This window comes from Micromonospora sp. NPDC049171 (assembly GCF_040648275.1).
Lineage (GTDB): Bacteria > Actinomycetota > Actinomycetes > Mycobacteriales > Micromonosporaceae > Micromonospora.
In genome coordinates this window covers 1-22132 of sequence record NZ_JBEZDJ010000033.1, presented here as the reverse complement: position 1 = coordinate 22132, position 22132 = coordinate 1, and the positions used below count along the sequence as shown (strand labels likewise).

23 protein-coding genes are annotated in these 22132 nt (G+C 71.2%); 8 read left to right on the top strand and 15 right to left on the bottom strand.

Going from position 1 to position 22132, the window contains the following annotated elements; translation table 11 throughout:
- Positions 1 to 3: 3 nt before the first annotated feature.
- Positions 4 to 414 carry a hypothetical protein gene (locus AB0B14_RS31720; RefSeq protein WP_357525749.1) on the bottom strand — a complete coding sequence of 137 codons (411 nt, stop codon included), beginning with the start codon at positions 412 to 414 and terminating at the stop codon, positions 4 to 6.
- 156 nt (positions 415 to 570) lie between these two features.
- On the opposite strand from AB0B14_RS31720, the gene AB0B14_RS31715 reads away from it, so the two are divergent.
- On the top strand, positions 571 to 1914 hold the full coding sequence (locus tag AB0B14_RS31715; RefSeq protein WP_357068909.1) for an ABC transporter substrate-binding protein: 1344 nt from the start codon (positions 571 to 573) through the stop codon (positions 1912 to 1914).
- A 66-nt stretch (positions 1915 to 1980) separates the two neighbouring features.
- Here AB0B14_RS31715 and AB0B14_RS31710 read toward each other — a convergent pair whose 3' ends face one another.
- Both AB0B14_RS31710 and AB0B14_RS31705 read right to left on the bottom strand, forming a co-directional pair.
- Complete coding sequence (locus tag AB0B14_RS31710) at positions 1981 to 2724, bottom strand: enoyl-CoA hydratase/isomerase family protein (protein ID WP_357068911.1); 744 nt, start codon at positions 2722 to 2724, stop codon at positions 1981 to 1983.
- Positions 2725 to 2770: 46 nt separating this feature from the next.
- Positions 2771 to 3628, bottom strand: coding sequence for a 3-hydroxyacyl-CoA dehydrogenase family protein (locus AB0B14_RS31705; protein WP_357525747.1), 858 nt, complete (start codon positions 3626 to 3628; stop codon positions 2771 to 2773).
- A gap of 177 nt (positions 3629 to 3805) precedes the next feature.
- On the opposite strand from AB0B14_RS31705, the gene AB0B14_RS31700 reads away from it, so the two are divergent.
- Positions 3806 to 4093: a hypothetical protein gene (locus AB0B14_RS31700; protein WP_357068915.1), complete on the top strand. Its 288-nt coding sequence runs from the start codon at positions 3806 to 3808 to the stop codon at positions 4091 to 4093.
- A gap of 43 nt (positions 4094 to 4136) precedes the next feature.
- On the opposite strand, the gene AB0B14_RS31695 is transcribed toward AB0B14_RS31700, so the two are convergent.
- On the bottom strand, positions 4137 to 4916 hold the full coding sequence (locus tag AB0B14_RS31695; RefSeq protein ID WP_357525745.1) for a class I SAM-dependent methyltransferase: 780 nt from the start codon (positions 4914 to 4916) through the stop codon (positions 4137 to 4139).
- Positions 4917 to 4970: 54 nt separating this feature from the next.
- Between AB0B14_RS31695 and AB0B14_RS31690 the strand changes: the two genes are divergently transcribed.
- Positions 4971 to 5360, top strand: a complete 390-nt coding sequence (locus AB0B14_RS31690) for a PPOX class F420-dependent oxidoreductase (protein WP_357068919.1) — start codon at positions 4971 to 4973, stop codon at positions 5358 to 5360.
- Between the two features lie 99 nt (positions 5361 to 5459).
- Here the strand turns inward: AB0B14_RS31690 and AB0B14_RS31685 are convergent, their stop codons facing one another.
- Positions 5460 to 5669 (bottom strand): BldC family transcriptional regulator, encoded by a 210-nt coding sequence (locus AB0B14_RS31685; RefSeq protein WP_007073996.1) that lies wholly within the window; start codon positions 5667 to 5669, stop codon positions 5460 to 5462.
- 251 nt (positions 5670 to 5920) lie between these two features.
- Complete coding sequence (locus AB0B14_RS31680) at positions 5921 to 6760, bottom strand: hypothetical protein (protein WP_357068974.1); 840 nt, start codon at positions 6758 to 6760, stop codon at positions 5921 to 5923.
- A 193-nt stretch (positions 6761 to 6953) separates the two neighbouring features.
- Here AB0B14_RS31680 and AB0B14_RS31675 point away from each other — a divergent pair, with 193 nt between their 5' ends.
- Both AB0B14_RS31675 and AB0B14_RS31670 read left to right on the top strand, forming a co-directional pair.
- Complete coding sequence (locus tag AB0B14_RS31675) at positions 6954 to 8036, top strand: Glu/Leu/Phe/Val dehydrogenase (protein ID WP_357068922.1); 1083 nt, start codon at positions 6954 to 6956, stop codon at positions 8034 to 8036.
- Positions 8037 to 8336: 300 nt separating this feature from the next.
- Positions 8337 to 8552, top strand: coding sequence for a DUF3073 domain-containing protein (locus AB0B14_RS31670; RefSeq protein WP_030332207.1), 216 nt, complete (start codon positions 8337 to 8339; stop codon positions 8550 to 8552).
- Positions 8553 to 8680: 128 nt separating this feature from the next.
- Here the strand turns inward: AB0B14_RS31670 and amcA are convergent, their stop codons facing one another.
- The 5 genes from amcA to AB0B14_RS31645 all read right to left on the bottom strand — a co-directional run bounded on the left by amcA (position 8681) and on the right by AB0B14_RS31645 (position 13379).
- A complete protein-coding gene (amcA, locus tag AB0B14_RS31665; RefSeq protein ID WP_357068924.1) occupies positions 8681 to 8908 on the bottom strand; it encodes a multiple cyclophane-containing RiPP AmcA in 228 nt (75 codons plus the stop codon).
- Complete coding sequence (gene amcB / locus AB0B14_RS31660; RefSeq protein ID WP_357068976.1) at positions 8877 to 9980, bottom strand: cyclophane-forming radical SAM peptide maturase AmcB; 1104 nt, start codon at positions 9978 to 9980, stop codon at positions 8877 to 8879. Before amcB ends, amcA begins: the two co-directional genes overlap by 32 nt.
- A gap of 126 nt (positions 9981 to 10106) precedes the next feature.
- Positions 10107 to 11261: a phosphoribosylformylglycinamidine cyclo-ligase gene (gene purM / locus AB0B14_RS31655; protein WP_357068926.1), complete on the bottom strand. Its 1155-nt coding sequence runs from the start codon at positions 11259 to 11261 to the stop codon at positions 10107 to 10109.
- A 59-nt stretch (positions 11262 to 11320) separates the two neighbouring features.
- Positions 11321 to 12859, bottom strand: a complete 1539-nt coding sequence (gene purF / locus AB0B14_RS31650; protein WP_357068928.1) for an amidophosphoribosyltransferase — start codon at positions 12857 to 12859, stop codon at positions 11321 to 11323.
- 166 nt (positions 12860 to 13025) lie between these two features.
- The gene (locus tag AB0B14_RS31645; RefSeq protein WP_357068930.1) at positions 13026 to 13379 is read right to left on the bottom strand and encodes a sterol carrier family protein; all 354 of its coding nucleotides are present in this window, start codon (positions 13377 to 13379) and stop codon (positions 13026 to 13028) included.
- Positions 13380 to 13540: 161 nt separating this feature from the next.
- Here AB0B14_RS31645 and AB0B14_RS31640 point away from each other — a divergent pair, with 161 nt between their 5' ends.
- The gene (locus AB0B14_RS31640) at positions 13541 to 15679 is read left to right on the top strand and encodes a hypothetical protein (RefSeq protein WP_357525743.1); all 2139 of its coding nucleotides are present in this window, start codon (positions 13541 to 13543) and stop codon (positions 15677 to 15679) included.
- Positions 15680 to 15964: 285 nt separating this feature from the next.
- On the opposite strand, the gene AB0B14_RS31635 is transcribed toward AB0B14_RS31640, so the two are convergent.
- From AB0B14_RS31635 to purS, 4 genes are all read right to left on the bottom strand, one after another.
- Positions 15965 to 16720, bottom strand: coding sequence for a 2-phosphosulfolactate phosphatase (locus AB0B14_RS31635; protein WP_357068978.1), 756 nt, complete (start codon positions 16718 to 16720; stop codon positions 15965 to 15967).
- 4 nt (positions 16721 to 16724) lie between these two features.
- Entirely contained in the window at positions 16725 to 19394 is a 2670-nt protein-coding gene (purL, locus tag AB0B14_RS31630; protein ID WP_357068934.1) for a phosphoribosylformylglycinamidine synthase subunit PurL, read from the bottom strand.
- 67 nt (positions 19395 to 19461) lie between these two features.
- A complete protein-coding gene (gene purQ, locus AB0B14_RS31625; protein ID WP_238685297.1) occupies positions 19462 to 20145 on the bottom strand; it encodes a phosphoribosylformylglycinamidine synthase subunit PurQ in 684 nt (227 codons plus the stop codon).
- A complete protein-coding gene (purS, locus tag AB0B14_RS31620) occupies positions 20142 to 20405 on the bottom strand; it encodes a phosphoribosylformylglycinamidine synthase subunit PurS (protein WP_184180400.1) in 264 nt (87 codons plus the stop codon). Before purS ends, purQ begins: the two co-directional genes overlap by 4 nt.
- A gap of 356 nt (positions 20406 to 20761) precedes the next feature.
- On the opposite strand from purS, the gene AB0B14_RS31615 reads away from it, so the two are divergent.
- Together AB0B14_RS31615 and AB0B14_RS31610 are read left to right on the top strand one after the other, a co-directional pair.
- Entirely contained in the window at positions 20762 to 21445 is a 684-nt protein-coding gene (locus AB0B14_RS31615) for a trypsin-like serine protease (protein WP_357068937.1), read from the top strand.
- Positions 21446 to 21469: 24 nt separating this feature from the next.
- Complete coding sequence (locus AB0B14_RS31610; RefSeq protein WP_357068980.1) at positions 21470 to 22033, top strand: YbjQ family protein; 564 nt, start codon at positions 21470 to 21472, stop codon at positions 22031 to 22033.
- Positions 22034 to 22132 lie beyond the last annotated feature (99 nt).

Below are 22132 nucleotides of genomic sequence, written 5' to 3'. Positions count from 1 at the left end.
CTATCACACGGGTCGGACACCATCGGGCTCGGCGCGGCTGCGCAGGGTGGCGATCGTCGAGCCGGCGAGGGTGAGGAGGCAGGCGGGGAGCAGCCCGTCGGCCGCCGCGGCGCCGAACAGCGCCTCGCCCGTCGGTTCGTCGCGATTGGCGTACGCGCTGACGAAGCGGGCCACCCAGCGGGTGTCGTAGTCGGCCTGGTCGATTCCCGGGAAGTCGAGCGCCGCTCCGCTGGCCGCTGGCGCGTCACCGACCATCGTCGCGGCCAGGCACCAGGCCACCCCGTACGCGCCGCTGAGGCCGGCCCGGTCGACGACCGCGTCGAATGCTCCCACCACGGCGTCCCCATCTCCGGTCAGCGCCGAGTGGAGCACGGCGGTCGCGTCGTCGAACGTCTGCTGTGGTAGGTCCGTCACGCAGCGCACAGTAGGACGGCCGGTCAAGCGACCCGGAAGATCGTCACTGTCCGTGTTCAACGCGAGCTACCTGCGCATTACGCCACCTCCACGGTCCCGCCGACGGCCACGGCACGCTAATGTGCGCAGCGGACCTTCGCCGGAGGAAGGACGACCATGCTCGTATCACGCCGTTCGCGGGTGGCCACACTGGCTGCCTGCGCGACGATCCTGCTCGCCACAAGCGCCTGCGGGGATGACAAGGCCAAGGAGCCCAGCGCCCAACAGGTGCGCCTCTATGGCACGGACGGCAACATGCTCAACTCCTATCCTGCGGAGTTGAAGGAACGTGCAAGTCTCGTCGACGGGATGAAGGGCACCACGCCACTCGTTCCGCTGCCCGACGACTTCAAGAGCCGGCTACGGACCGTCAATCCGGCGCTGACGGACTACGTGTACTCCGCCGAGACGTACGACGCGGTGGTGGTTGCCGTGCTCGCCGCCCAACTGGCCGGGAGCACCGACCCGGCTGCCATCGCGAAGCAGATCGTCGCCGTGACCAACGACGGGCAGCGCTGCGAGGACGCGGCCAGTTGCCTCGCGCTGGCCCGTGCCGGGCAGGACATCGAGTACCGCGGCGTTTCGCTGACCCGGGCGGGCTTCACCGACAAGGGCGAGCCGGCCACCGCGAGCTACGCCACGCTGACCTTCGACGGGCAGCAGATCAACGACGGCAAGACCGAGTTCGTCGGCGCGGGCATCGAGTCGGCGGCGAGCACCAAGACGCCGCCGAAGCCGAAGAAGCAGCGGCCGACCGCCGACCCCGACCAGAAGCCGCTGATCCTGGGCGGCCTGCTGCCGAAGACCGGTGACCTGGCCATCGCCTACCCGCCGATGGCGGCCGGCGCCGCGTTGGCGATCAGGGAGATCAACGCCGCCGGTGGCGCACTGGGCAAGCCGGTGACGTGGGTGGAGGGCGACGACGGCACCAGCCCGGTGGTGGCCAAGGCGACCGTGGCCCGGCACGTGACGGGTGGCGTCAGCGTGATCATCGGCGCGGGTGGTTCGGGTATCTCCCGGGCGGTGCTGCCGGACGTGGTGCAGGCCGGGAAGATCCTCTTCTCCCCGTCCAACACCGACAGCAGCCTGACCGACGTGGACGACGGCGGCCTCTACTTCCGCACCGCACCGCCGGACAGCCTCCAGGGCCGGGCGCTCGCCGACGTCATCCTCCGCGACGGATCGCAGAAGATCGTCATCGTTGCCCGCAAGGACTCCTACGGTGAGGGCCTCCAGGGCACGGTCCGCGACGAGTTGGAGAAGGCCGGCATCTCCGGCGACCGCCTCAAGCTGCTCACCTACGAGCCGCCCGCCGACGCCAAGGCTCCCCCGGTGGACTTCTCCGGCGGCGCCAAGGAGATCAAGGACTTCGGCGCGGACGCCGTACTGATCATCGGCTTCGGCGAGTCGGCCTCGGTGATCCGTTCGCTGGCCGACAGCGGAGTGCAGATCCGGCAGTAGCACCACCAGAAGCAGGAAACGGCCGCACCGGCGCGAGCGTCGGTGCGGCCGTTTCGTTTCCCGGAGTCAGCGCGGCCGGCGGCGCTCCAGGAACTCGGTCATCCGCCGGTGCTTCTCCTCGTCCTCGAAGAGCACCGCCTGGCTGACCAGATCGAGGTGGGGGTGCGCGGCGGCGGGGGCGTCCACCGCCAGCTTGGTCAACCGCAGCGCCAACGACGAGCCCAGGGCGATCTCGTCCAGCAGCGCGTGAGCCACCGTGAGCAGCTCGTCGGGCTCGTCCACCACCCGGTTCACCAGACCGATGCGCAGCGCCTCGGCGGCGTCCACCCGCCGCCCGGTGAAGAGCAGCTCCTTGGCCCGACCCTCGCCGATCAACGCGGGTAGCCGGTGGGTCGCGCCCGCGCCGGCCAGGATGCCCAACCGCACCTCCGGCTGGCCGAAGACCGCCCGCGCCGTGCACACCCGCAGATCGCAGGCGTACGCCAGCTCCGCCCCACCACCCAGCGCCGGGCCGTCGACGGCGGCCACCGTGGGCATCGGCAGCGCCCGGATCCGCGCGAAGGCGGCGGAGTTGATCGCGGCCAGGGCGTCCGTGCGGCCCCGCTCCCGGAGTTGGGCGATGTCGGCGCCACCGGCGAAGATGCCGGCCGTGCCACCGGTGAGCAGCAGCAGCCGGGGACGGGCTTCCAACTCGGCGCAGACCTGGTGCAGCTCGGCGATCAGGTCGGCGTCGATGGCGTTGCGCTTCTCCGGCCGGTCCAGGGTCACCACCAGCCGGTCCGGCCGCTCCTCGATCCGCAGCCCGCTCACTGCCCCGCCCACCTCTCGTTGGCGCCCGTGGGGCCCGCGAGCGCGCTCACTGCTTGACCCCGTCGTTCCACCGGTAGAAGCCGTGCCCCGACTTCTTGCCCAGCCGCCCCTCGTCCACCATCTCCACGAGCAGCGACGGCGGCGCGAAACGGTCCCCGTACGCGGCCTGGAGGGTACGGGCGATGTCCAGCCGCACGTCGAGGCCGACCAGGTCGGTGAGCTCCAACGGCCCGATCGGGTGCCGGTATCCCAACACCATCGCCTTGTCGATGTCGGCGGGGCTGGCCACCCCGTCGGCGACCATCCGGATCGCCTCCAGCCCGAGGGTCACCCCGAGGCGGGAGGTGGCGAAGCCGGGCAGGTCGCGTACGACGACGGGGTCCTTGCCCAACCGGCCGGCGAGCGCGACAGCCGCGGCGGTGGTCTCCTCGGCGGTGGCCGGGCCGACCACGATCTCCAGGAGCGCCATCGCCCAGACCGGGTTGAAGAAGTGCAGGCCGAGGAAGCGCTCGGGCGCGTCCAGCCCGGCGGCCAGCTCACCGATGGCGATGCTGGAGGTGTTGCTGGCCAACAGCGCCGGGCGCAGCGCAGCCGCGTCGTGCAGCACCGCCCGCTTCAGGTCGAGCCGCTCCGGCACCGCCTCCACGATCACGTCGGGGCCGGGGGCGACCTCGGCGAGCGTCGGGCGCAGCGTGACCCGCTGCCGGTGCGCGGCGGCCTCGTCGGCGCTCAGCTTCCCGCGCTGCACGGCTCGTTCCCACAGCTCGGCGAGCCGGTTCAGCGCTGCGGCGCCCCGCTCCGGGTCCACCTCGACCAACTCGACGGCGTGCCCGGCCCCGGCCGCCACGTACGCGATGCCGAGCCCCATCGTGCCGGCACCGACGACCACGAAACGTCCGCTCATCACGCCTCCCTGTCCCGCCCGTCGGCGCGCGGGGTCCCCGCCACACCGAGCTGGGTGTCTCGCCCGCTCCGCTCGCTCATGCTGCGACCCTAGACAGCTCGACCACCCGGCCCATGCTTGGGGGAGCGCGGGATCGGGTAATGACGGCCCGTCAACCAAGGGAAGGAACCAGTCGACATGAGCCAGGCACCGGAGAGCGTCACCGACTCCGAGATCGTGGAGACCCGAGGCGACGAGCGGGTCGAGCTGCTGCGCGCCGACACCAACAACGACGGCAAGACCGACGTGTGGGTGGTGGACACCGACGGCGACGGCAAGGCCGACCTGTTCCAGTTCGACACCGATGGTGACGGCAAGGTGGACATCACCATGGTCGACCTCGACGAGGACGGCACCCCGGACGAGGTGGTCGACGGCGACGGCGGCATGCCGCCCGAGGAGCTTCCCCCGACCGTCCAGGTCTGAGCTGTACGACGGCCCCCGCGCAGCGTCGCGCAGGGGCCGTCGCTCAGTCGGCGAGGCGCAGGGTGGCCAGGTAGTAGGGGGCGTCCCGGTCGTCCACATCGGTCAGCCGCCAGCCGGTGCCGTGCACGAGTGCGGCGAACTCGTCAGCCGAACAGACCAGGTAGTCGAACCATTCGGTGCTCAGCTCGCGGTAACGCAGCCGGAGCCGCAACTGTCCGCCGAGCCGGCCCCGACGGCGGTTGCGCTCGTGGTAGCCGGTGTGCAGCGGGTCGCGGGTGCCGTACGGGTCGGTGCCGTGCGCGATGATCTGCGCGCCCGGCCGGGCCAGCGCGGCGAGCGCGGCCAGGAACGCGGGGGCACGCTGCCGGCCCTCGAACAGCCCGAGGTTGTTGCCGAGCAGCAGGAACGTGTCGTACCGGTGACCGTCGGCGACGTGCGTGTCCACGGTGCCGTGCACCACCCGCCGGACGCCGCGACGCCGGCTGACCGCCAGCGCCCCCGCGGAGGTGTCCAGCCCGGTGACCGGTACGCCGCGCTCCTGGAGCAGCAGCGCGATCCGGCCGGCGCCCGTGCCGATGTCGAGCGTCTCGCCGCGGACCCGGTCCACCGCCCGGTGGTCGTACGGCTGCCACTCCTGCGGCCCGTCCAGGTAGTGCGCGGCCGGCGCGCCGTTGATCAGCCCGTCGTCCCGCTCGATGATCTCGATGACCGGCCGGGGCAGTCGACCGCCGACCAGCGGTCGAGGGCCCACCCCGGTGGCCACGGCAAGCGTGTCCCGCAGCAGCTCACCGACCACGTCACCGATTTGAGGCTCGCCCGTCACGGCGTTCACGCTATCCGGCCACTGGACGGCCCGCAGCGGTCGTATCCTGGCGGCGTGACCATGTTGGACCGGCTGTCCGCCGAGAAATACCTCCTGCTCACGACCTTCCGCAAGGACGGTCGGGCGGTGCCGACCCCGGTCTGGGCGGTCCGCGACGGCGAGGCTCTGGCGGTCTGGACCCGGGCCGACTCCGGCAAGGTCAAACGGATCCGCAACAACGGCGACGTGACCCTGGCGCCCTGCGACGTGCGGGGGCGTCCGCACGGGGCGGAGGTGCCGGCCCACGCGACGATCTGTGGCGGCGGTGACACCGGCCGGATTCGCGACCTGCTCAAGCACAAGTACCGCGTGATCGGCCGGTTGAGCCTGCTGGGCAGCCGGCTACGCCGCGGCGAGGGCGGCACCGTGGGCATCCGCGTGACGCTGGCTGAGGGCCGGCGCTGAGGGTGATGCTGGCCGACGGCCGTCGCTGAGGGCGTGTGCCGGCATGGAAAGGGGCGGCGGATCGAGATCCACCGCCCCTGACCGGAAAAATTGTGCCGCTCAGTCACCCTGCCGCTGCTGCGGGATCTGGCCCTGCAACAGCGCCCTGACCTCCGACTCGCGGTATCGACGGTGACCACCCAGGGTGCGGATGGCGCTGAGCTTGCCCGCCTTGGCCCACCGGGTCACCGTCTTCGGGTCGACACGGAACATCGACGCCACCTCGGCCGGGGTGAGTAGCGGCTCTGGTTCGTGCGTTCGCGATGCCATCGGTCACTCCTCCACATGTATAGACATCGGCCGGGGTCCCGCCGGCCGACGCGTCTCCCATGGTCCGGCTAGTCCCCGATGTCCGACATGGGCCGAACGGATGAAGGTCCCTAGACGGACGGATGAACCATGCCCGATTTTTACGACTTTTACACGGCAGAAACCACCTTATTCGGACTCATGATCACGGTTCGTGATGCGTCAACTACGAGCACGCCTCACTTTGGGAGCGCTCCTATGGGCATATGTCCTTAATTGCACCGCTCCAGCAACTGCACCGCGCGCCACCGGGCCACCAGCTTGTCGTACGCGGCGGAAGCCTCCTCGGCCTCACCGCGCGAGAGCCCCGCCAGGCCGTTGGCGACCAACTCGGGCGAGTCGTCCGCCGCGAGAGTCTCGTTGGAGAGAAGATCGACCAGGCCGCCGTAGTCCAGTTCGACAACCGACCGGGGATGGAACTCCTCCAGCCAGCGAGCCGCCTCCTCCACCGCCTCGGTGATCGGCGCCTCGCCCACCGACTTGCGCAACACCGACAGCGCCCGGGACGACCGACGGCGGGCCTTGGAGATCTCCGTGCGGTAGCGCAGCGCCCGTCGACCCGGCTCGGTGACCAGGTCCCGTTCGGCCGGCTCGAAGAGCACGAACCAGCGCAGCGGCACGCCCCAGGTGGCGATCTGCTCGTGCACCCGGGGCACACCGTGCTCCAGCACCCGGGCGCCGCTGCGCCAGTCGTCGACCACCGCCCTGGCCTGCCCGGCGAGCACCGGCGGCACGAAGGCGTCGGCGAGCACCGAGGGCACCCCGTCCCGAGCGCTGAGGGCGGCCTCAGCGACCCGGATCCGCAGGTTCCACGGGCAGACCAGCAGGCTTTCGTCCGTCTCCAGGACGTACGCCTCCTCCGGCAGGTCCGGCAGCCGGGTCCAGCCAGCGCCCAGCGCCTCGATCACCGCCGTCCGCTGCCGACCGGGACCCTCGACCGGGGCCACCGCCCGCCCCTCCGAGACATAGCGGCGCCAGTAGCTCTGCCGGTCTCGGTCGAAGGCGGTCAACGGTTCGTACACGCGCAGGTAAGAAGCGAAGAGCGACGGCACGGCGCGATCCTCCCACGAACCGCAGCCGTACGCGGTCAGCGACCGGACCACGCGCGCCGCAACGTGGGACGGCGGCGGCGCGTCGAGCGCCCGCAGGGCGGCCGATACTAGGCTCGATCACACCGGCAGCATCCCCGCCGGCGTCCGCCAGGTCCGCGTCCCACAAGGGCGCACACCACTCCAGGAGCCAACAATGGGCGTATTCGCGAGCACCGACGACCCGATATCGGCAGGTCACGAACAGGTCGTCTTCTGCCAGGACAAGCAGAGCGGCCTGAAGGCGATCATCGGGATCTACTCCACGGCGCTGGGCCCGGCGCTCGGCGGCACCCGCTTCTACCCGTACGCCAGCGAGGAGGACGCCCTCGCCGACGTGCTCGACCTGTCCCGCGGGATGGCGTACAAGAACGCGCTCGCCGGTCTGGACCTGGGCGGTGGCAAGGCCGTCATCTGGGGCGACCCGGAGCAGATCAAGAGCGAGGCGCTGCTGCGCGCGTACGGTCGCTTCGTGGAGTCGCTGGGCGGTCGCTACTACACCGCCTGCGACGTCGGCACGTACGTGGCGGACATGGACGTCGTGGCCCGGGAGACCCGCTACGTGACCGGGCGCAGCGTGGAGCACGGCGGCGCCGGTGACTCGTCGATCCTCACCGCCTGGGGCGTCTTCCAGGGCATGCGGGCGGCCGCCGAGCACCTCTGGGGCACCCCGAGCCTGCGGGGCCGGCGGGTCGGTGTGGCCGGGTTGGGCAAGGTCGGCAAGTACCTCACCGGGCACCTGCTCGACGATGGCGCCGAGGTGGTCGCCACCGACGTCAACCCGAAGGCGCTGGCCTGGGTGCGCACCAACCACCCGCAGGTCACCCTGATCGACGATTCCAGCGCGCTGGCCGCCGCGGACATCGACGTGTACGCGCCCTGCGCGCTGGGTGGCGCCCTGAACGACGACACCGTGCCGGCGCTGCGCGCCAAGGTGGTGGCCGGTGCGGCCAACAACCAGCTCGCCCACCCGGGCATCGAGAAGCTGCTGGCCGATCGGGGCATCCTCTACGCGCCGGACTACGTCGTCAACGCGGGCGGCGTCATCCAGGTGGCCGACGAGATCGAGGGCTTCAACTTCGAGCGGGCGAAGCTGCGGGCGACCCGGATCTACGACACCACCCGCGAGATCCTGCGCATGGCCGACGCCGAGGGTGTGCCGCCGGCGGTGGCCGCCGACCGGCTGGCGGAGCGGCGGATGGCGGACATCGGCCGGCTGCGCGGGATCCACCTGCGCTGAGCATTCCCGGAGGCGGGTCGACCGGATCCGCCTCCGGGCCTCCGTGGTCGGCGCGGGTGGGTAAGCTGAAGTCGGGTCAACTTTGATGCGGTTTGTCCGGTGTCACGGGTGCTAACCGATCCGCTCCTTACCCGGTACACTGGGTGACGGCCGGATCGACGCGACGCGCAGAGCCGGCTGACGGTAACCCGAGGTGCCGAACGGTGGCATCCCCATGTACCGTAAGAGCCACGAGAGATGCCTGACGTCATCGGGGCCCGCCTTCGGGCTGCCCCGCATTCTGTGCGAGGGGGTCGAGCCATGGGGCGCGGCCGTGCTAAGGCCAAGCAGACGAAGGTGGCCCGGGAGTTGAAGTACCACTCCCCGAACACCGACCTCACCGCCTTGCAGCGCGAACTGGCGGGTGCTGGTAAGTCTGAGCACCACTTCGACGACGACTCTAAAGAGTTCGTCGACGACGATGATGAGGATCACGCGGACGACGATCCGGATCCCTGGGTCCGTCCGACCCGCTGACCCTCTCGACGCAACTGAGCACGCGGCACTCCCGCGTGCTCACGCACGTCCTGTGCAGTTGCCGACGATCAGGGGCCTGACCCGACCGACACTCCGGTCGCTCGACAGGCCCCCGATCGCGGCTCACCTCAGCGTGGGCGGTTGTTCCAGTTGTAGAACGTCGGGATGTTCTCGAAGTGGTTCCAGGCGCAGACCGCGCTGGTGCCGTCGCCTCCCGAAACCTCGGAGCGCAGCCTCCGCGCGTCTTCGGCCTCCTGCAGCAGGGCAACGAGAGCAGGGCCCGCCTCCCGCACCCGTTCGGTGACGCCGTCGTCCGCTTCGCGCTCAGGGCGCCGGTGACTGGTGGTCTCGGGCATGCTCCAACACTCCCTCCAATAGGCGGATCTTGCTGTTGCGGCAGTGCTCGGTCTCGGTACCGTCAAAACGCCCCAGCTCGAAGTATCGGTTGGCGGCATGACCGCCCCCGCAGAAGCCGAAGTACGGGCAGGAGGCCCGGCACGCCTCCACACCGGCCAGGAACTCGCCGACCCAGGGCGTGGCCGCCGCACCCGCGAGGATCTCCGCCAGTGGGGTCGTCAGGACATTGCCGCTGCTGAAGTCGCCGTAGCGGGGGTCGGTGAAACCGCCCAGCTCCGGGGACAGCACGATCACCGAGCCGTCGTGACCGATCGTCGGGATCGGGTCCAGGTGCCGGGGCAGCACCCCGTCGGTCGTGTCGTCGAGCACGGCCGCGGCGTAACGCAGCGACCACTCGATCTCGCGCAGGTGGATCCGGGGCTCCCGCCGCCAGGCCGCGACCAGCTCGGCCCAGAAGCCGGTCACCGCCGCCGGGTCGTGGCTGTTGTCGCGGGTGTTGACCCCTTCGGTCTCCTCGATGTTGATGCCCAACACGTCGCAGCCCAGGTCGAGGAAGTAGTCGTACAGCTCGGTGGCCAGCCCCGGCTCCGGTCGGGAGACCACGGCCAGCGCGGAGAAGGGCAGCCCGTGCCGCCGCAGCGCGGCGACACCCCGCAGGATCCGGTCGTACGCCGGCTGGCCACCCCGGTTGACGCGGTCGCCGTTGCGCGCCCGCGGCCCGTCCACGCTCACGCTCACCCGCATCTCGTGCCGGGCGAAGAAGGCGCACCAGTCGTCGTCGATCAACGTGGCATTGGTCTGCACGTGATGTTCGACCTCGGGCCCGAACGGCGCCATCAGGTCGGCCAGGTGCTCCCGGCCGGCCGCCAGCGGCTCACCGCCGTGCCAGACCACGGAGAACCGGCCGGCCGTCGCCCAGGGGTTGACCGCTGTCGCGACCGCGGCGGCCACCGCCACCGGCATCCGGCGGTCGAGGGCCCGAAACGGCAGATAACAATACGCGCAGTCCAGGTTGCAGAGGGTGGTCGGCTGCATGACGACGTACGACGGGACGGCCGCCAGACCGCGCATCCCGCTGAACGCCTGCCCCCGTGCAGCCATCACCCTCCTCCGCCTAGCCCGAGCCCTTCAGGCTAGGCGGCATTGGCCACTTGGGTGAAGCCCTGATCAGGTGCCCGTACGACCACCAGCGCGTGATCAACCTCGGGTGTGCTGACCGACCATCTGCACGTTGCCGGTGCCCTCGATGATCTCGCCGGCCTGCCACGCCTCGACCCCACGGCCGGTCAGCGTGGCCAACGCCCGGTCAGCGTCCTCGGCCGACACGATCGCGAACATGCCGACGCCCATGTTGAAGGTCGACTCCATGTCGTGGTCGTCGATGCGACCCTTCGACTGGATCAGGTCGAAGATCGGCTGCGGCTTCCAGGTGGACCGGTTGACCACCGCGTCGACGTGCTCCGGCAGCACCCGGACCAGGTTGCCGGGGATGCCGCCGCCGGTGATGTGGGACAGCGCCCGCACCTCGGCCTCGGCGATCAGCTTGAGGCAGTCCTTGGCGTAGATCTTGGTCGGGGTGAGCAGCTCCTCACCCAGGGTGCGCTGCCGACCGAAGTCGTCGATCACGATGTCCAGTCGCATCCGAGCCGCGCCGAGCAGCACGTGCCGGACCAGCGAGTAGCCGTTGGAGTGCAGGCCGGACGAGCGCATGGCGATCACCACGTCACCCACCTCGACCCGCTCCGGGCTGAGGATGTCGGCTTCCTCGACCACGCCCACACCGGTCGCGGAGATGTCGTACTCGTCCGGGCGGAGCACGCCGGGGTGCTCGGCGGTCTCCCCGCCCAGCAGCGCGCAGCCGGCGTAACGGCAGCCGTCCGCGATGCCCGCGCCGATCTCGGCGACCTTGTCCGGGACGACCTCGCCGGTGGCGATGTAGTCGAGCAGAAACAGCGGCTCGGCACCACAGGCCACCAGGTCGTCCACGACCATCGCGACCAGGTCGATGCCGACCGTGTCGTGGATGTCCATCTGCTGGGCGATCACCAGCTTGGTGCCCACCCCGTCGGTGGAGGACGCCAGGATCGGGCTCTTGTACTTCTTCGTGTCCAGCCGGAACAGGCCGGCGAACCCACCGAGGTCACCCATCACCTCGGGGCGCCGGGTCTCGCGCACCTTCGACTTGAGCAGCTGCACCGCGCGATCGCCCGCGTCGATGGAGACTCCGGCGTCGGCGTACGAGACCGAGCGTTTGCGAGCCTGTCGGCCGGCACCGCCAGTCCAGGGCTGTCGGTCGCCGCCGGCGCCCGTCGGGCTGCTTCCTGCGCCGCTGCGCTCGGACACGTGCGTCACGGTTCTCCCCTTTGGTTCTCGGTGCCGCGCCGGCGGTGGCCGGGCCGCGCCGGTTGGTGCTACGGGCGGTTTGCGGTAACGCCACCCGGAGTGGCGACGAACGAGCCGTTGGCGTGCGGTGCTTCCGGGGCCGAGTTGGCCACCCGGCGGCCCACTCCTTCGAGCACGTGCTTGCCGATCAGGTTGCCGGCCGGCAGCTCGATCGGGTACTCCCCATCGAAACACGCCCGACACAGCCGGGTCTTCGGCTGCTCGGTCGCGGCGATCAGGCCGGGAAGCGAGACATAACCCAGCGTGTCGGCGCCGATGGAACGCCGGATGCCGTCGTTGTCCAACCCGTTGGCCAGCAGCTCCGCCCGGGTAGCGAAGTCGATGCCGTAGAAACACGGCCAGCTGACCGGCGGGGAGGAGATCCGGACGTGCACCTCCAGCGCCCCCGCCTCACGCAGCATCCGGACGATGGCGCGCTGGGTGTTGCCGCGCACGATCGAGTCGTCCACGACCACCAGCCGCTTGCCCCGGACGTTCTCCCGCAGTGGGTTGAGCTTGAGGCGGATGCCGAGCTGGCGCAGGGTCTGGGACGGCTGGATGAAGGTACGACCCACGTACGGGTTCTTCATGAGGCCGGCACCGTAGGTGATGCCGGACGCCTCCGCGTAGCCGATCGCGGCCGGGGTGCCCGACTCCGGCACCGGGATCACCAGGTCGGCCTCGACCGGGTGCTCCTTGGCCAACTGCCGGCCGATCTGCACCCGTGCCGCGTGGACGTTGCGCCCGGCGATCGTGGCGTCCGGGCGGGCGATGTAGACGTACTCGAAGAGGCAGCCCTTCGGCTCCGGCGCGGCGAAGCGGGTGGAGCGCAGGCCGTTCTCGTCGATCGCGATCAGCTCGCCCGGCTCGACCTCGCGGACCACACTCGCACCGACGATGTCCAGCGCGGCCGTCTCGCTGGCCACCACCCACCCGCGCTCCAGCCGGCCGAGCACCAGCGGGCGTACGCCGTGCGGATCACGGGCCGCGTAGAGGGTCGACTCGTCCATGAAGACGAAACTGAACGCGCCGCGCAGCTGCGGCAGCACCTCCAGTGCGGCCGCCTCGACCGACAGATCCGGTCGGCCGGCGAGCAGCATCGTCACCAGGGAGGTGTCGTTCGTCGAACCGTCCGCGACGAGGCCGCGGTCGGCGACCTCCTTCTCCAGCTCGGCGGTGTTGACCAGGTTGCCGTTGTGGGCCAACGCGATGGTCGTGCCGGAGGTGGTGGACCGGATCGTCGGCTGGGCGTTCTCCCAGTTGGACGCGCCGGTCGTGGAGTAACGGGCGTGCCCGATCGCCAGGTGGCCACGCAGGCTCGCCAGGGTGGGCTCGTCGAAGACCTGGGCCACCAGGCCAAGGTCCTTGTAGACCACCACGCCGGAACCATCGCTCACCGCGATGCCCGCCGCCTCCTGGCCGCGGTGCTGGAGGGCGTAGAGGCCGAAATAGGTCAGATTGGCGACCTCTTCGCCGGGCGCCCAGACACCGAAGACACCACAGGCGTCTTGGGGGCCAGGTCGTTGGGGGTCAAGGTCGTGGCTCAGCCGGCCGTCGCCTCGGGGCACCTACCGCTCCCTCATGCTGGTCTGGACCGGCTGGGCGGGATCACGGGCGGATCCACACTCGTCTGCCGGGACCACTGTCATCGCCTGACAGTGTACGCGAATCGCCGTCGACACAGATAGTCACGTTTCCCATGCCGAGCGTCACGATGAGTGGGACATCGGACGACTAGAGGGGCAGATACGCCGAGAGGTCCGCCCGGACACCACTCATCTGGACACGACCCTCGGTGACCGCCTCCGCCCAGCCGATCCGCCCGGTAGCCAGCTCCAACCACGTCCCCGCAGCCATCTCGACCACGTTCGGCGGGTTTCCCCTGGTGTGTCGAGGTCCGGGTACGCACTGGATCGCACCGTATGGTGGGACGCGCACCTCCACCGATCGGCCGGGGGCGCGCTCCGCGAGGATGGCCAACAGCGACCGGACCGCCTCACGGAACACCGGCCGTTCGGGTGTACGCCCCTCGTCGAGCGCCGACAACGCCGCCGTAACGGCAGCGGACTTACTGTGCGGAGAGGACACGACGGGACGATACGACCCGCAGGTCGCGCACCTGACGTCGGCCCTGGGTCGCGCCGATCCAGTTGGACAAGGCATAGTTGCCGACGGCGTATTCGTACCGTGATGATCCCCGGCCCGGCGCCCCGCCGGCCAGAGGGAAGTCAGCCCGGAAGGCGGTGGACGTGTCAACACACCGATATGCCTGGAAGCAGCGGGCCGGTGTGGTCGTAGCGCTGGTTGCCGGCGCTCTGCTCGCCGTCCCCGCCCCACCAGCGCTGGCCGCCAAGATCAGCACGGCGGACAACTCGGTCACGATCGACGCGGGCAAGAGCAGCACCGTCAACGTGGTGGTCCGACCGGACCCGGACGAGAAGTCCGCCGACCTCGACATCACCGACCTGCCCGACGGCGTCTCCTGCGGCGGGTGCGGGCCGGTCAACTTCGGTGACTCGACCGACCCGAAGGCAGTGACGTTGACCCTGTCGGCAGCGGCCAACGCGCCCGCGGCCAACGGCAGCTCGGCGAAGATCACGGTATCGGGAGACGGCAATTCCCGCACGCTCCGGGTGACCGTCAAGGCGGCCGCCGCGCCGCCACCGCCGCAGACGCAGACCGTGCAGTCGATCTCCGGCAAGGTGGTCGTCCAGGCCGACAGCAAGGCCGTGCCGAACGCGGTGGTCATGCTGCTGGACAGCACCGGCAAGCGCTTCGACACCACGAGCGACGGGAGCGGCAACTTCCGCTTCACCGGCACCACGAGTGCCCCGATCGCGCCGGGTCGGATCGACCTGGGTGCCACCTTCGACAACGTGCAGGCCCGCAAGACGCTGACCGCCGCCGCCGGGCAGGCCATCACCGGCCAACGGATCAGCCTCGCCATCAAGGTCGAGGTGACGCCCAGCGCCACGCCGTCCGCCACCGCCGACGCCACCCCCAGCGAGGACCCGGCCGACGCGGGTGCGGGGGACCAGGCCACCGATGAGGCCAGCCCGGGCGCTCCGGCGAACGCCTCCAACAGCGACGACGGCGGCAGCGGCCCGTACCTGATCATTCTGCTCGGTGGTCTTCTGGTGGCCGCCGGTGTGGGCACGATCGTGATGCTCTGGATGAAGCGCAGGGAGAGCGGCGGCGATGACGACGACGCCCCGGCTGCGGCTGGTGGCGGCGGTGTGGTGCCGCCGTCGCGGGGCGCTTTCCGCAGCCCCGACGACCAGACCCGGATGGTCGGCGGCCGACCCGGTGGCGGGGCGGACCCGACCATGGTCGGCGGCGCGGCGCTGAGCGAGGCGCCGACGATGATGCACCGCCCGGTGGTCGACGACGTCCCACCGGACCCGTACGGTGCGCCGGCGCAGGCGTACGGCGGCGCGGGCCAGCAGGGCTGGGGCGGCGCCGGGTACGGCGACGAGCAGGCACCCGGCGGCTACGGGGCCGGCGGCTACGGCAACGCACCGGCGTCGGGTGGCGGTTACGGCAACGCTCCCGCCTCCGGCGGCGGCTACGGCACCCCAGCCGGCTCCGAGGGCGGCTACGGCGCCGGTGAGGGCTACGGCGCCGCTCCCGGTTCCGGCGCCGGCTACGGCGGCGGCGCTCCGGCTCCCGCTGGCGGCTACGGCAACGCGCCCGGTTCCGGCGCCGGCTATGGCAACGCGCCGGCCTCCGGCGCTGGTTACGGCAACGCGCCCGGTTCCGGCGCTGGTTACGGCAACGCGCCGGCCTCCGGCGGCGGTTACGGCAGCCGCGACTACAACGGCCCGGCAGGGACCGCCGCCTACCCGCCGGCTCCCGCCGGCGGAGCGCCCTACGGCGAGCGGTACGACGAGCCGACCGGCCGCTACACCGGCGACAACACCCAGTACCCGGCACCGGCCGATCCGTACGCCACAGGCGTCTACCAGCCGGAGCAGGGGCAGGGGTACGGCGGCCAGCCCGACTCGGCCCCGTACGGCGGTCGGGCCGCCGAGCCGACCGCAGGGTATGGCGGCCAGCAGGCCGGCGGTTACGACCAGGGCGGCTACGGCGGCCAACCGGCCGGCGGGTACGACCAGGGCGGCACCTACGGCCAGGAACCCCCGCCACAGCAGCGCGGCGGCTACGACGACCGCGGTTACGACCAGGGCGGCTACGGCGGCCAACCGGCCGGCGGGTACGACCAGGGCGGCACCTACGGCCAGGAACCCCCGCCGCAGCAGCGCGGCGGCTACGACGACCGCGGTTACGACCAGGGCGGCTACGGTCAGCCGCCGGCCGGGCGGGCGCGGCCGGAAACCCCGCCGCAGACCGACCGGGGCGGTCGACGCCTCGACTGGCTGGACGACTGACCGACCACACCGCACGAAAACGGCCACCCGGAGTTCCGGGTGGCCGTTTCGCGTCAAGATCCACTCGTGGTCAAGAAAGTCGCGGTGTCCCGCACGCCTGGACACCCCGCTTTCATGAAACCCGAGTTGATCAGCCCGAACGCGCGGCCCGGCCCGAGTTGATCAGCCCGAACGCGCGGCCCGGCCCGGCTTGATCAGCCCGAACGCGCGGCCCGGCCCGGCTTGATCACCGCGATCGCACGGCACCGCTCGGCTTGATCCGCCCAGCGCCGGCTTGGTCGCCGCTCAGGCGGCGGAGAAGACGCCCTGACGGAGCACCGGCACGACGTTCGAGACGCCGACCCGGACGGCGACGTCCACGTCCTCGGCGAAGCCGCCCTCGGTCAACTCCCGCCCGGAAACGCTTCCGCGCACCGCGGCGGGCACGTCCGGAGTGCTCGCCAGCGCGGCAAGTGCCATGGCCGCCTCCACGGACAACCCGCCCGGTACGCCGGAGAGGGCGTCGAGCACCGAGGCGGCACCGAGTTGGTCCTCCACCGACGGGCGCAACGACCCGTCCGGCCACCGCTCTCCGGACGCGATCACGCCGATCGGGGCGTCCACTGTGCCGTACCCCTGGCGGCGCAACCAACGCCCGACGGCCGGTGCGTTACGCAGGCACGCCGCGACCACCGGCAGGCCGGTGGCGCTGGCGGCGGCGCTGATGGCCGAGCCGTTCGGCGAGGGGAGCACCAGGTCCGCCACCACCGGTGCCGTGCTCAGAGCAGCGGGCGAGAGCGACCACGGATGCTCCGCGGTCACCTTCCGTCGGCCCACCGCCGCGACCGCGCCGACACGCACCGCGTACTCGGCGGCCTGCTCACCCCAGGGGAACGGGTGCACCCGCATGCCCCGGGCGACCGCCACCTCCACGGCGGTGGTGAACGACAGCACGTCCACCACCACCAACGCCGCGCAGACCCGGCCGAGTTCGGCCGCCCCGGTCAGCCCCCAGTCGAACCGCGCACCGGAGCCGGGTTGGCCGTAGACGGCGGCCGCCAACGCCTCAGCGCTCGTCAGGCGACGGCTCGGTGACACCGGTGTCAGACTCGGACGACCCACCGGGCTGTGCCGGACCGATCGGCTCGACGGCGCCGGCCGCCGGGGAAGGCCCCGAGGACGCGATCGGCTCGGAGAGCACCTCGGCCGGGTCGATCGGCTGGGCCGGGGCGACCGGCAGCGGTACGGCTTCGACCGCACCCGCCACACCGGCGGCCGGCGCGGGCACCTCGACGGCCGCCGAGCCCCCGAAGATGCGGGGCAGCGTCTCGGTGTGCGCCCTGCGCAGCTCGTCCAGCTCGATCCGGAACTGGCCGTGCACCTCAAGGGCGCCGCCGGTCGGGTCGGTGACACCGATCAGCTCGAACGGCACCCCACGCTCGGCGCAGAGCGCCGCGAACGCCTTGTCGTGGCCGCGCGGCACCGACACCAGCGCCCGGGTGGCGGACTCGCTGAACAGGTAGACGAACGGCATCGAACCCTCGGCGAACTGCTCCGGCACCGCGATGCGGGCGCCGACGCCGCGCCGCAGGCAGGACTCGACGAGGCTCTGGGCGAGGCCGCCGTCGGAGAGGTCGTGCGCGGAGGCGAGGTGACCGACCCGGGCCGCCTCGGCCAGCAGGTCGGCGAGCGCCTTCTCCCGCGCGAGGTCGACCTGCGGCGGGATGCCGCCGAGGTGCTCGTGCGTCACCCAGGCCCACTCCGAGCCGGACAGCTCCACGTTCGTCTCGCCGAGCAGGTAGAGCTGGTCGTGATCGCCACCGGGCCGCGGGACGAAGCCCATCGGCACCCGGTCGGCGACGTTGTCCAGCACGCCCAGCACGCCGACCACCGGGGTCGGGTGGATGGCCGCCGCTCCGGTCTGGTTGTAGAAGCTGACGTTGCCGCCGGTCACCGGGATGCCCAGCTCCACACAGCCGTCCGCCAGGCCGCGCACGGCCTCGGCGAACTGCCACATCACGCCCGGGTCCTCCGGGGAGCCGAAGTTGAGGCAGTTGGTGACGGCGATCGGCTTCGCGCCGGTCACCGCCACGTTCCGGTACGCCTCGGCCAGGGCCAGCTTGGTGCCGTGGTACGGGTCGAGTCGGGTGTACCGCCCGTTGCCGTCGACCGACAGCGCCACGCCGAGCCCGGTCCGCTCGTCGATCCGGATCACGCCGCCGTCCTCCGGCTGGGCGAGCACGGTGTTGCCCAGCACGTAACGGTCGTACTGCTCGGTGACCCAGGTCTTGTCGGCCAGGTTGGGCGACGCGATCATGCGCAGCACGGTCTCCCGCAGCGCCTCCGGGTCGGCCGGGCGGGGCAGCGTCTCGGCCCGGTCGGCCTGGAGCAGGATCAGGTCGGCCGGCTCACGCATCGGCCGGGCGTAGACCGGGCCGTCGTCGACGAGCGAACCCGGCGGCACGTCGACGACCAGGTGGTCCTGCCAGGTGATCAGCAGTCGGCCGGGGCGGCCGTCCGGCTCCGGTGGGGTGACCTCGCCGATCGCGGTGGCGAGCACGCCCCACTTCTCGCAGGTCTTGAGCACCGCTTCCAGCTTGTCCGGTGCGACGACCAGCAGCATCCGCTCCTGCGACTCGCTGGCCAGGATCTCGTGCGGGTCCATCGAGGGCTCGCGCAGCGGCACCCGCTCCAGCCAGACCCGCATGCCGGTGCCGGCCGCGGCGGCGGTCTCGGTGAGCGCGCAGGTCAGGCCGGCGCCGCCGAGGTCCTGGATGCCGACCACCAACTGGCCGTCGTACAGCTCCAGGCAGGCCTCGATCAGCAGCTTCTCGGTGAACGGGTCGCCGACCTGCACGGCGGGCCGGCGTGCCTCGCTGCCCTCGTCGAAGGTCGCGCTGGCCAGCACCGACACGCCGCCGATGCCGTCCCGGCCGGTCTTGGCACCCATGAGTACGACAACGTTGCCCGGGCCAGCCGCTGCCTTGTTCTGCAGGCGCTCGACCGGCAGCACACCCAGGCAGAGCGCGTTGAGCAGCGGATTGCCCTGGTAGGAGGGGTCGAAGACCAACTCACCACCGATGTTCGGGAGGCCGAGGCAGTTGCCGTAGCCGCCGACGCCGGCAACCACACCGGTGAGCACCCGGGCGGTGTCCGGGTGGTCCGCGGCGCCGAAACGCAGCGGGTCCATCACGGCGACCGGGCGGGCACCCATGGCGAGGATGTCCCGGACGATGCCACCGACGCCGGTCGCCGCACCCTGGTACGGCTCGACGAAGCTGGGGTGGTTGTGCGACTCGACCTTGAAGGTCACCGCCAGCTCGTCGGAGACCTGCACGACACCGGCGTTCTCACCGATGCCGGCGAGCAGCCGGTCGCTGTGCACGGCCTTCTCGCCGAACTGGCGCAGGTGCACCTTGCTCGACTTGTAGGAGCAGTGCTCACTCCACATGATCGAATACATGGCCAGCTCGGACTGCGTGGGCCGACGGCCGAGGATCTGCCGGATCCGGTCGTACTCGTCGTCACGCAGGCCCAGCTCGGTGTACGGCTGGAGCTCGCCCGGGGTGCCACCGGCGCGCGGCACGGTGTCCACGCCCTCGGTCCAGACGGCAGCGGCCAGCTGGGCGGGAGCGGCCGCCGGAGCGACGGGCTGCGCCGGGCTCGGCTCGGCCGGCTGCGCCGGGGCGGAGTACGCCTCGGGCGTGTCGCGTACCGGGTCCGGATGGGTGGTCATGACCTCTCCTCGCTGCGCTCGTGCCCGCCAGAGATGCGGTTGAGCTGACCGATGATCGTGTCGCCGGTCACGCCGGCGCCCCGACCAGGTGCTTGAGGACCGACGTGAAGAAGCCGAGGCCGTCCAACGAGGGACCGGTGAGCGCCTCCACCGCGTGCTCGGGGTGCGGCATGATGCCGACCACGTTGCCCGCGGCGTTGGTGATCGCGGCGATGTCGCGCTGCGACCCGTTGGGGTTGCCGCCGACGTACCGGGCCACCACTCGGCCCTCGGCTTCGAGCTGGTCCAGCGTCGCGGTGTCCGCGACGTAGCAACCCTCGCCGTTCTTAACCGGGATCAGCACCTCCTGGCCGGGCTGGAACGCGTTGGTCCACGCGGTGCCGGCCGACTCGATGCGCAGGACCTGGTCCCGGTTGCGGAAGTGCAGGTGCTGGTTGCGGGTGAGCGCGCCGGGCAGCAGGTGCGCCTCGCACAGGATCTGGAAGCCGTTGCAGATGCCCAGCACCGGCAGGCCACCCTGGGCGGCGTCCACGATCGTCTCCATCACCGGGGCGAACCGGGCGATGGCGCCGCAGCGCAGGTAGTCACCGTAGGAGAAGCCGCCGGGCAGCACGACCGCGTCCACCCCGTGCAGATCCGGGTCACCGTGCCAGAGCCGGACCGGCTCGGCACCGGCGATGCGGACGGCTCGGGCCGCGTCCCCGTCGTCGAGCGAGCCGGGGAAGGTGACCACACCGACCCGGGCGGTCACGAGCGGGCGTCCGCGGTCTCGTCGGCCTCGACCAGGCGGATGGTGAAGTCCTCGATGACCGGGTTGGCGAGCAACTTGTCGGCAATCTCCCGAGCGCGGTCCAGGTCCGGTTCACCGGTGAACTCGATCTCGATCCGCCTGCCGATCCGAACCGAGGCGACGTCACCGACGCCGAGCCGGGGCAGCGCGTTTGCGACGGCCTGGCCCTGCGGATCGAGGATCTCGGGCTTGAGCATGACGTCGACGACGACGCGAGGCACTGGGCACTCCTGACTGTGTACGCAGTTGGGTGCCGACCCACAACGGGCGAGCGCAGCCAGCGTACCTGGCAGATATCGCCGCGCCCGCACCGGCCGCCCGCAGTTCAGGCAGTGATCGACATTGCCGGCATCCAGGGTGACCCAGGGAGCGCGACAGGCGGCCTCAGCAGGACAAACATGGCGCCGCGGGTGGCCGAATCGTTACATTGATCCATCCCGATCAACATCTTGATAACGATGGTCCCGGGCCCTATCGTACATCGACATAAGTCGATTTAGGCGGCGGTGGGGACCTCCCTCCGTCGCCCTTCCGCACCCGGCGACCCCGGGTCCGCCCCGCCCAAGGAGTCCACCCGATGCGCATCCGCCCCCTGCTCGCCGTGCTCAGCACCGCCCTGGTCGGCGCCCTCGGCGCCGCGTCCGGCGCGTCCGCCGCCCCACCCGGCCCGCAACCCATCATCGGCGGCAACACCGTCTCGTCCGCGCCCTGGGCCGCCGCGGTGCTGAGCAACGGCTCGTTCACCTGCTCCGGCAGCGTCATCGCCGCACAGTGGGTGCTCACTGCCCGGCACTGCATCAGCGGCACCATGTCGGTCCGGGTCGGCAGCGTCTACCGCGCCTCGGGTGGCGTCACCCGTACGGTCAGCGCCACCTACACCCGCAACGATCTCGCCCTCATGCGGCTCTCCAGCACCGTCAGCACCTCGACGGTCACCCTGGCCAGCAGCAACCCACCCATCAACTCGACCAACTCGATCTACGGCTGGGGCATGACCTGCTACAGCGGCTGCTCCGCATCCAGCCAACTGAAGACCGCCACCGTGCGGGTGACAAGCAACAGCGTCACCGACGCGTACGGCGGGCAGGCGATCCGCAGCACCGAGATCAGCGGCAACGCGTGGCGCGGCGACTCGGGTGGCCCACAGTTCTACAACGGCCAGCAGGTCGGCGTCGCCTCCACCGCCGACGGCTACAGCATCCAGAACTACGGCAGCGTTGCGTACAACCGGGCCTGGATCACCTCGGTGGCCGGTGTCTGACGGTTAACGCCCCGCGCGGTGCGGATGGTCGGCTGCGTGTCGGCCGTCCGCGCCGCGCTGTTTTGCAGCATCCGATCAGGTGAACAATGCACCCGATCGGGTCGCGCCACTCCTGACAGCATCGGAACCGTGCTGGTCGTGACGACAGAGCAACTGCCCGGCTATGAGATCCGCCAGATTCTCGGTGAGGTGGTGTCCTCGATGGCCAGGACACGCAACCCGTACCGCGAGGGGGTCAAGAACCTGCGCGGTGGCGCGTACGACCCGATGGCCCCGGACAACCTGACCCGGTGGCGCACCGACTCGGTGTCCCGGCTCGGCGAGGAGGCCCTGCGGCTCGGCGCGAACGCGGTGATCGGCATGCGCTTCGACAGCCGCGACTGCGGCGAGATGTGGATGGAGATCTGCGCCTACGGAACGGCGGTGGTCGCCGTACCCAAGATGCCCGAGGTCATGCCGGCCGACCAGCCGGCGGTCGCCGCGGAGACCGCGGAGGTCGCAGGCTTCACGGAGTCTCCCGGCGGCATAGCCGAACCAGCAAGCGCCCCCAACCTAAGAACAGCAGCAGAAACCGCAACCGGCGACTAACCCACCCACCCCACCCCACCCACCCCACCCCACCCACCCTCGCCGCGTTGATCATGGAGTTATTGCCCTACGCACCGGCGTGTCGCAGCAATAACTCCA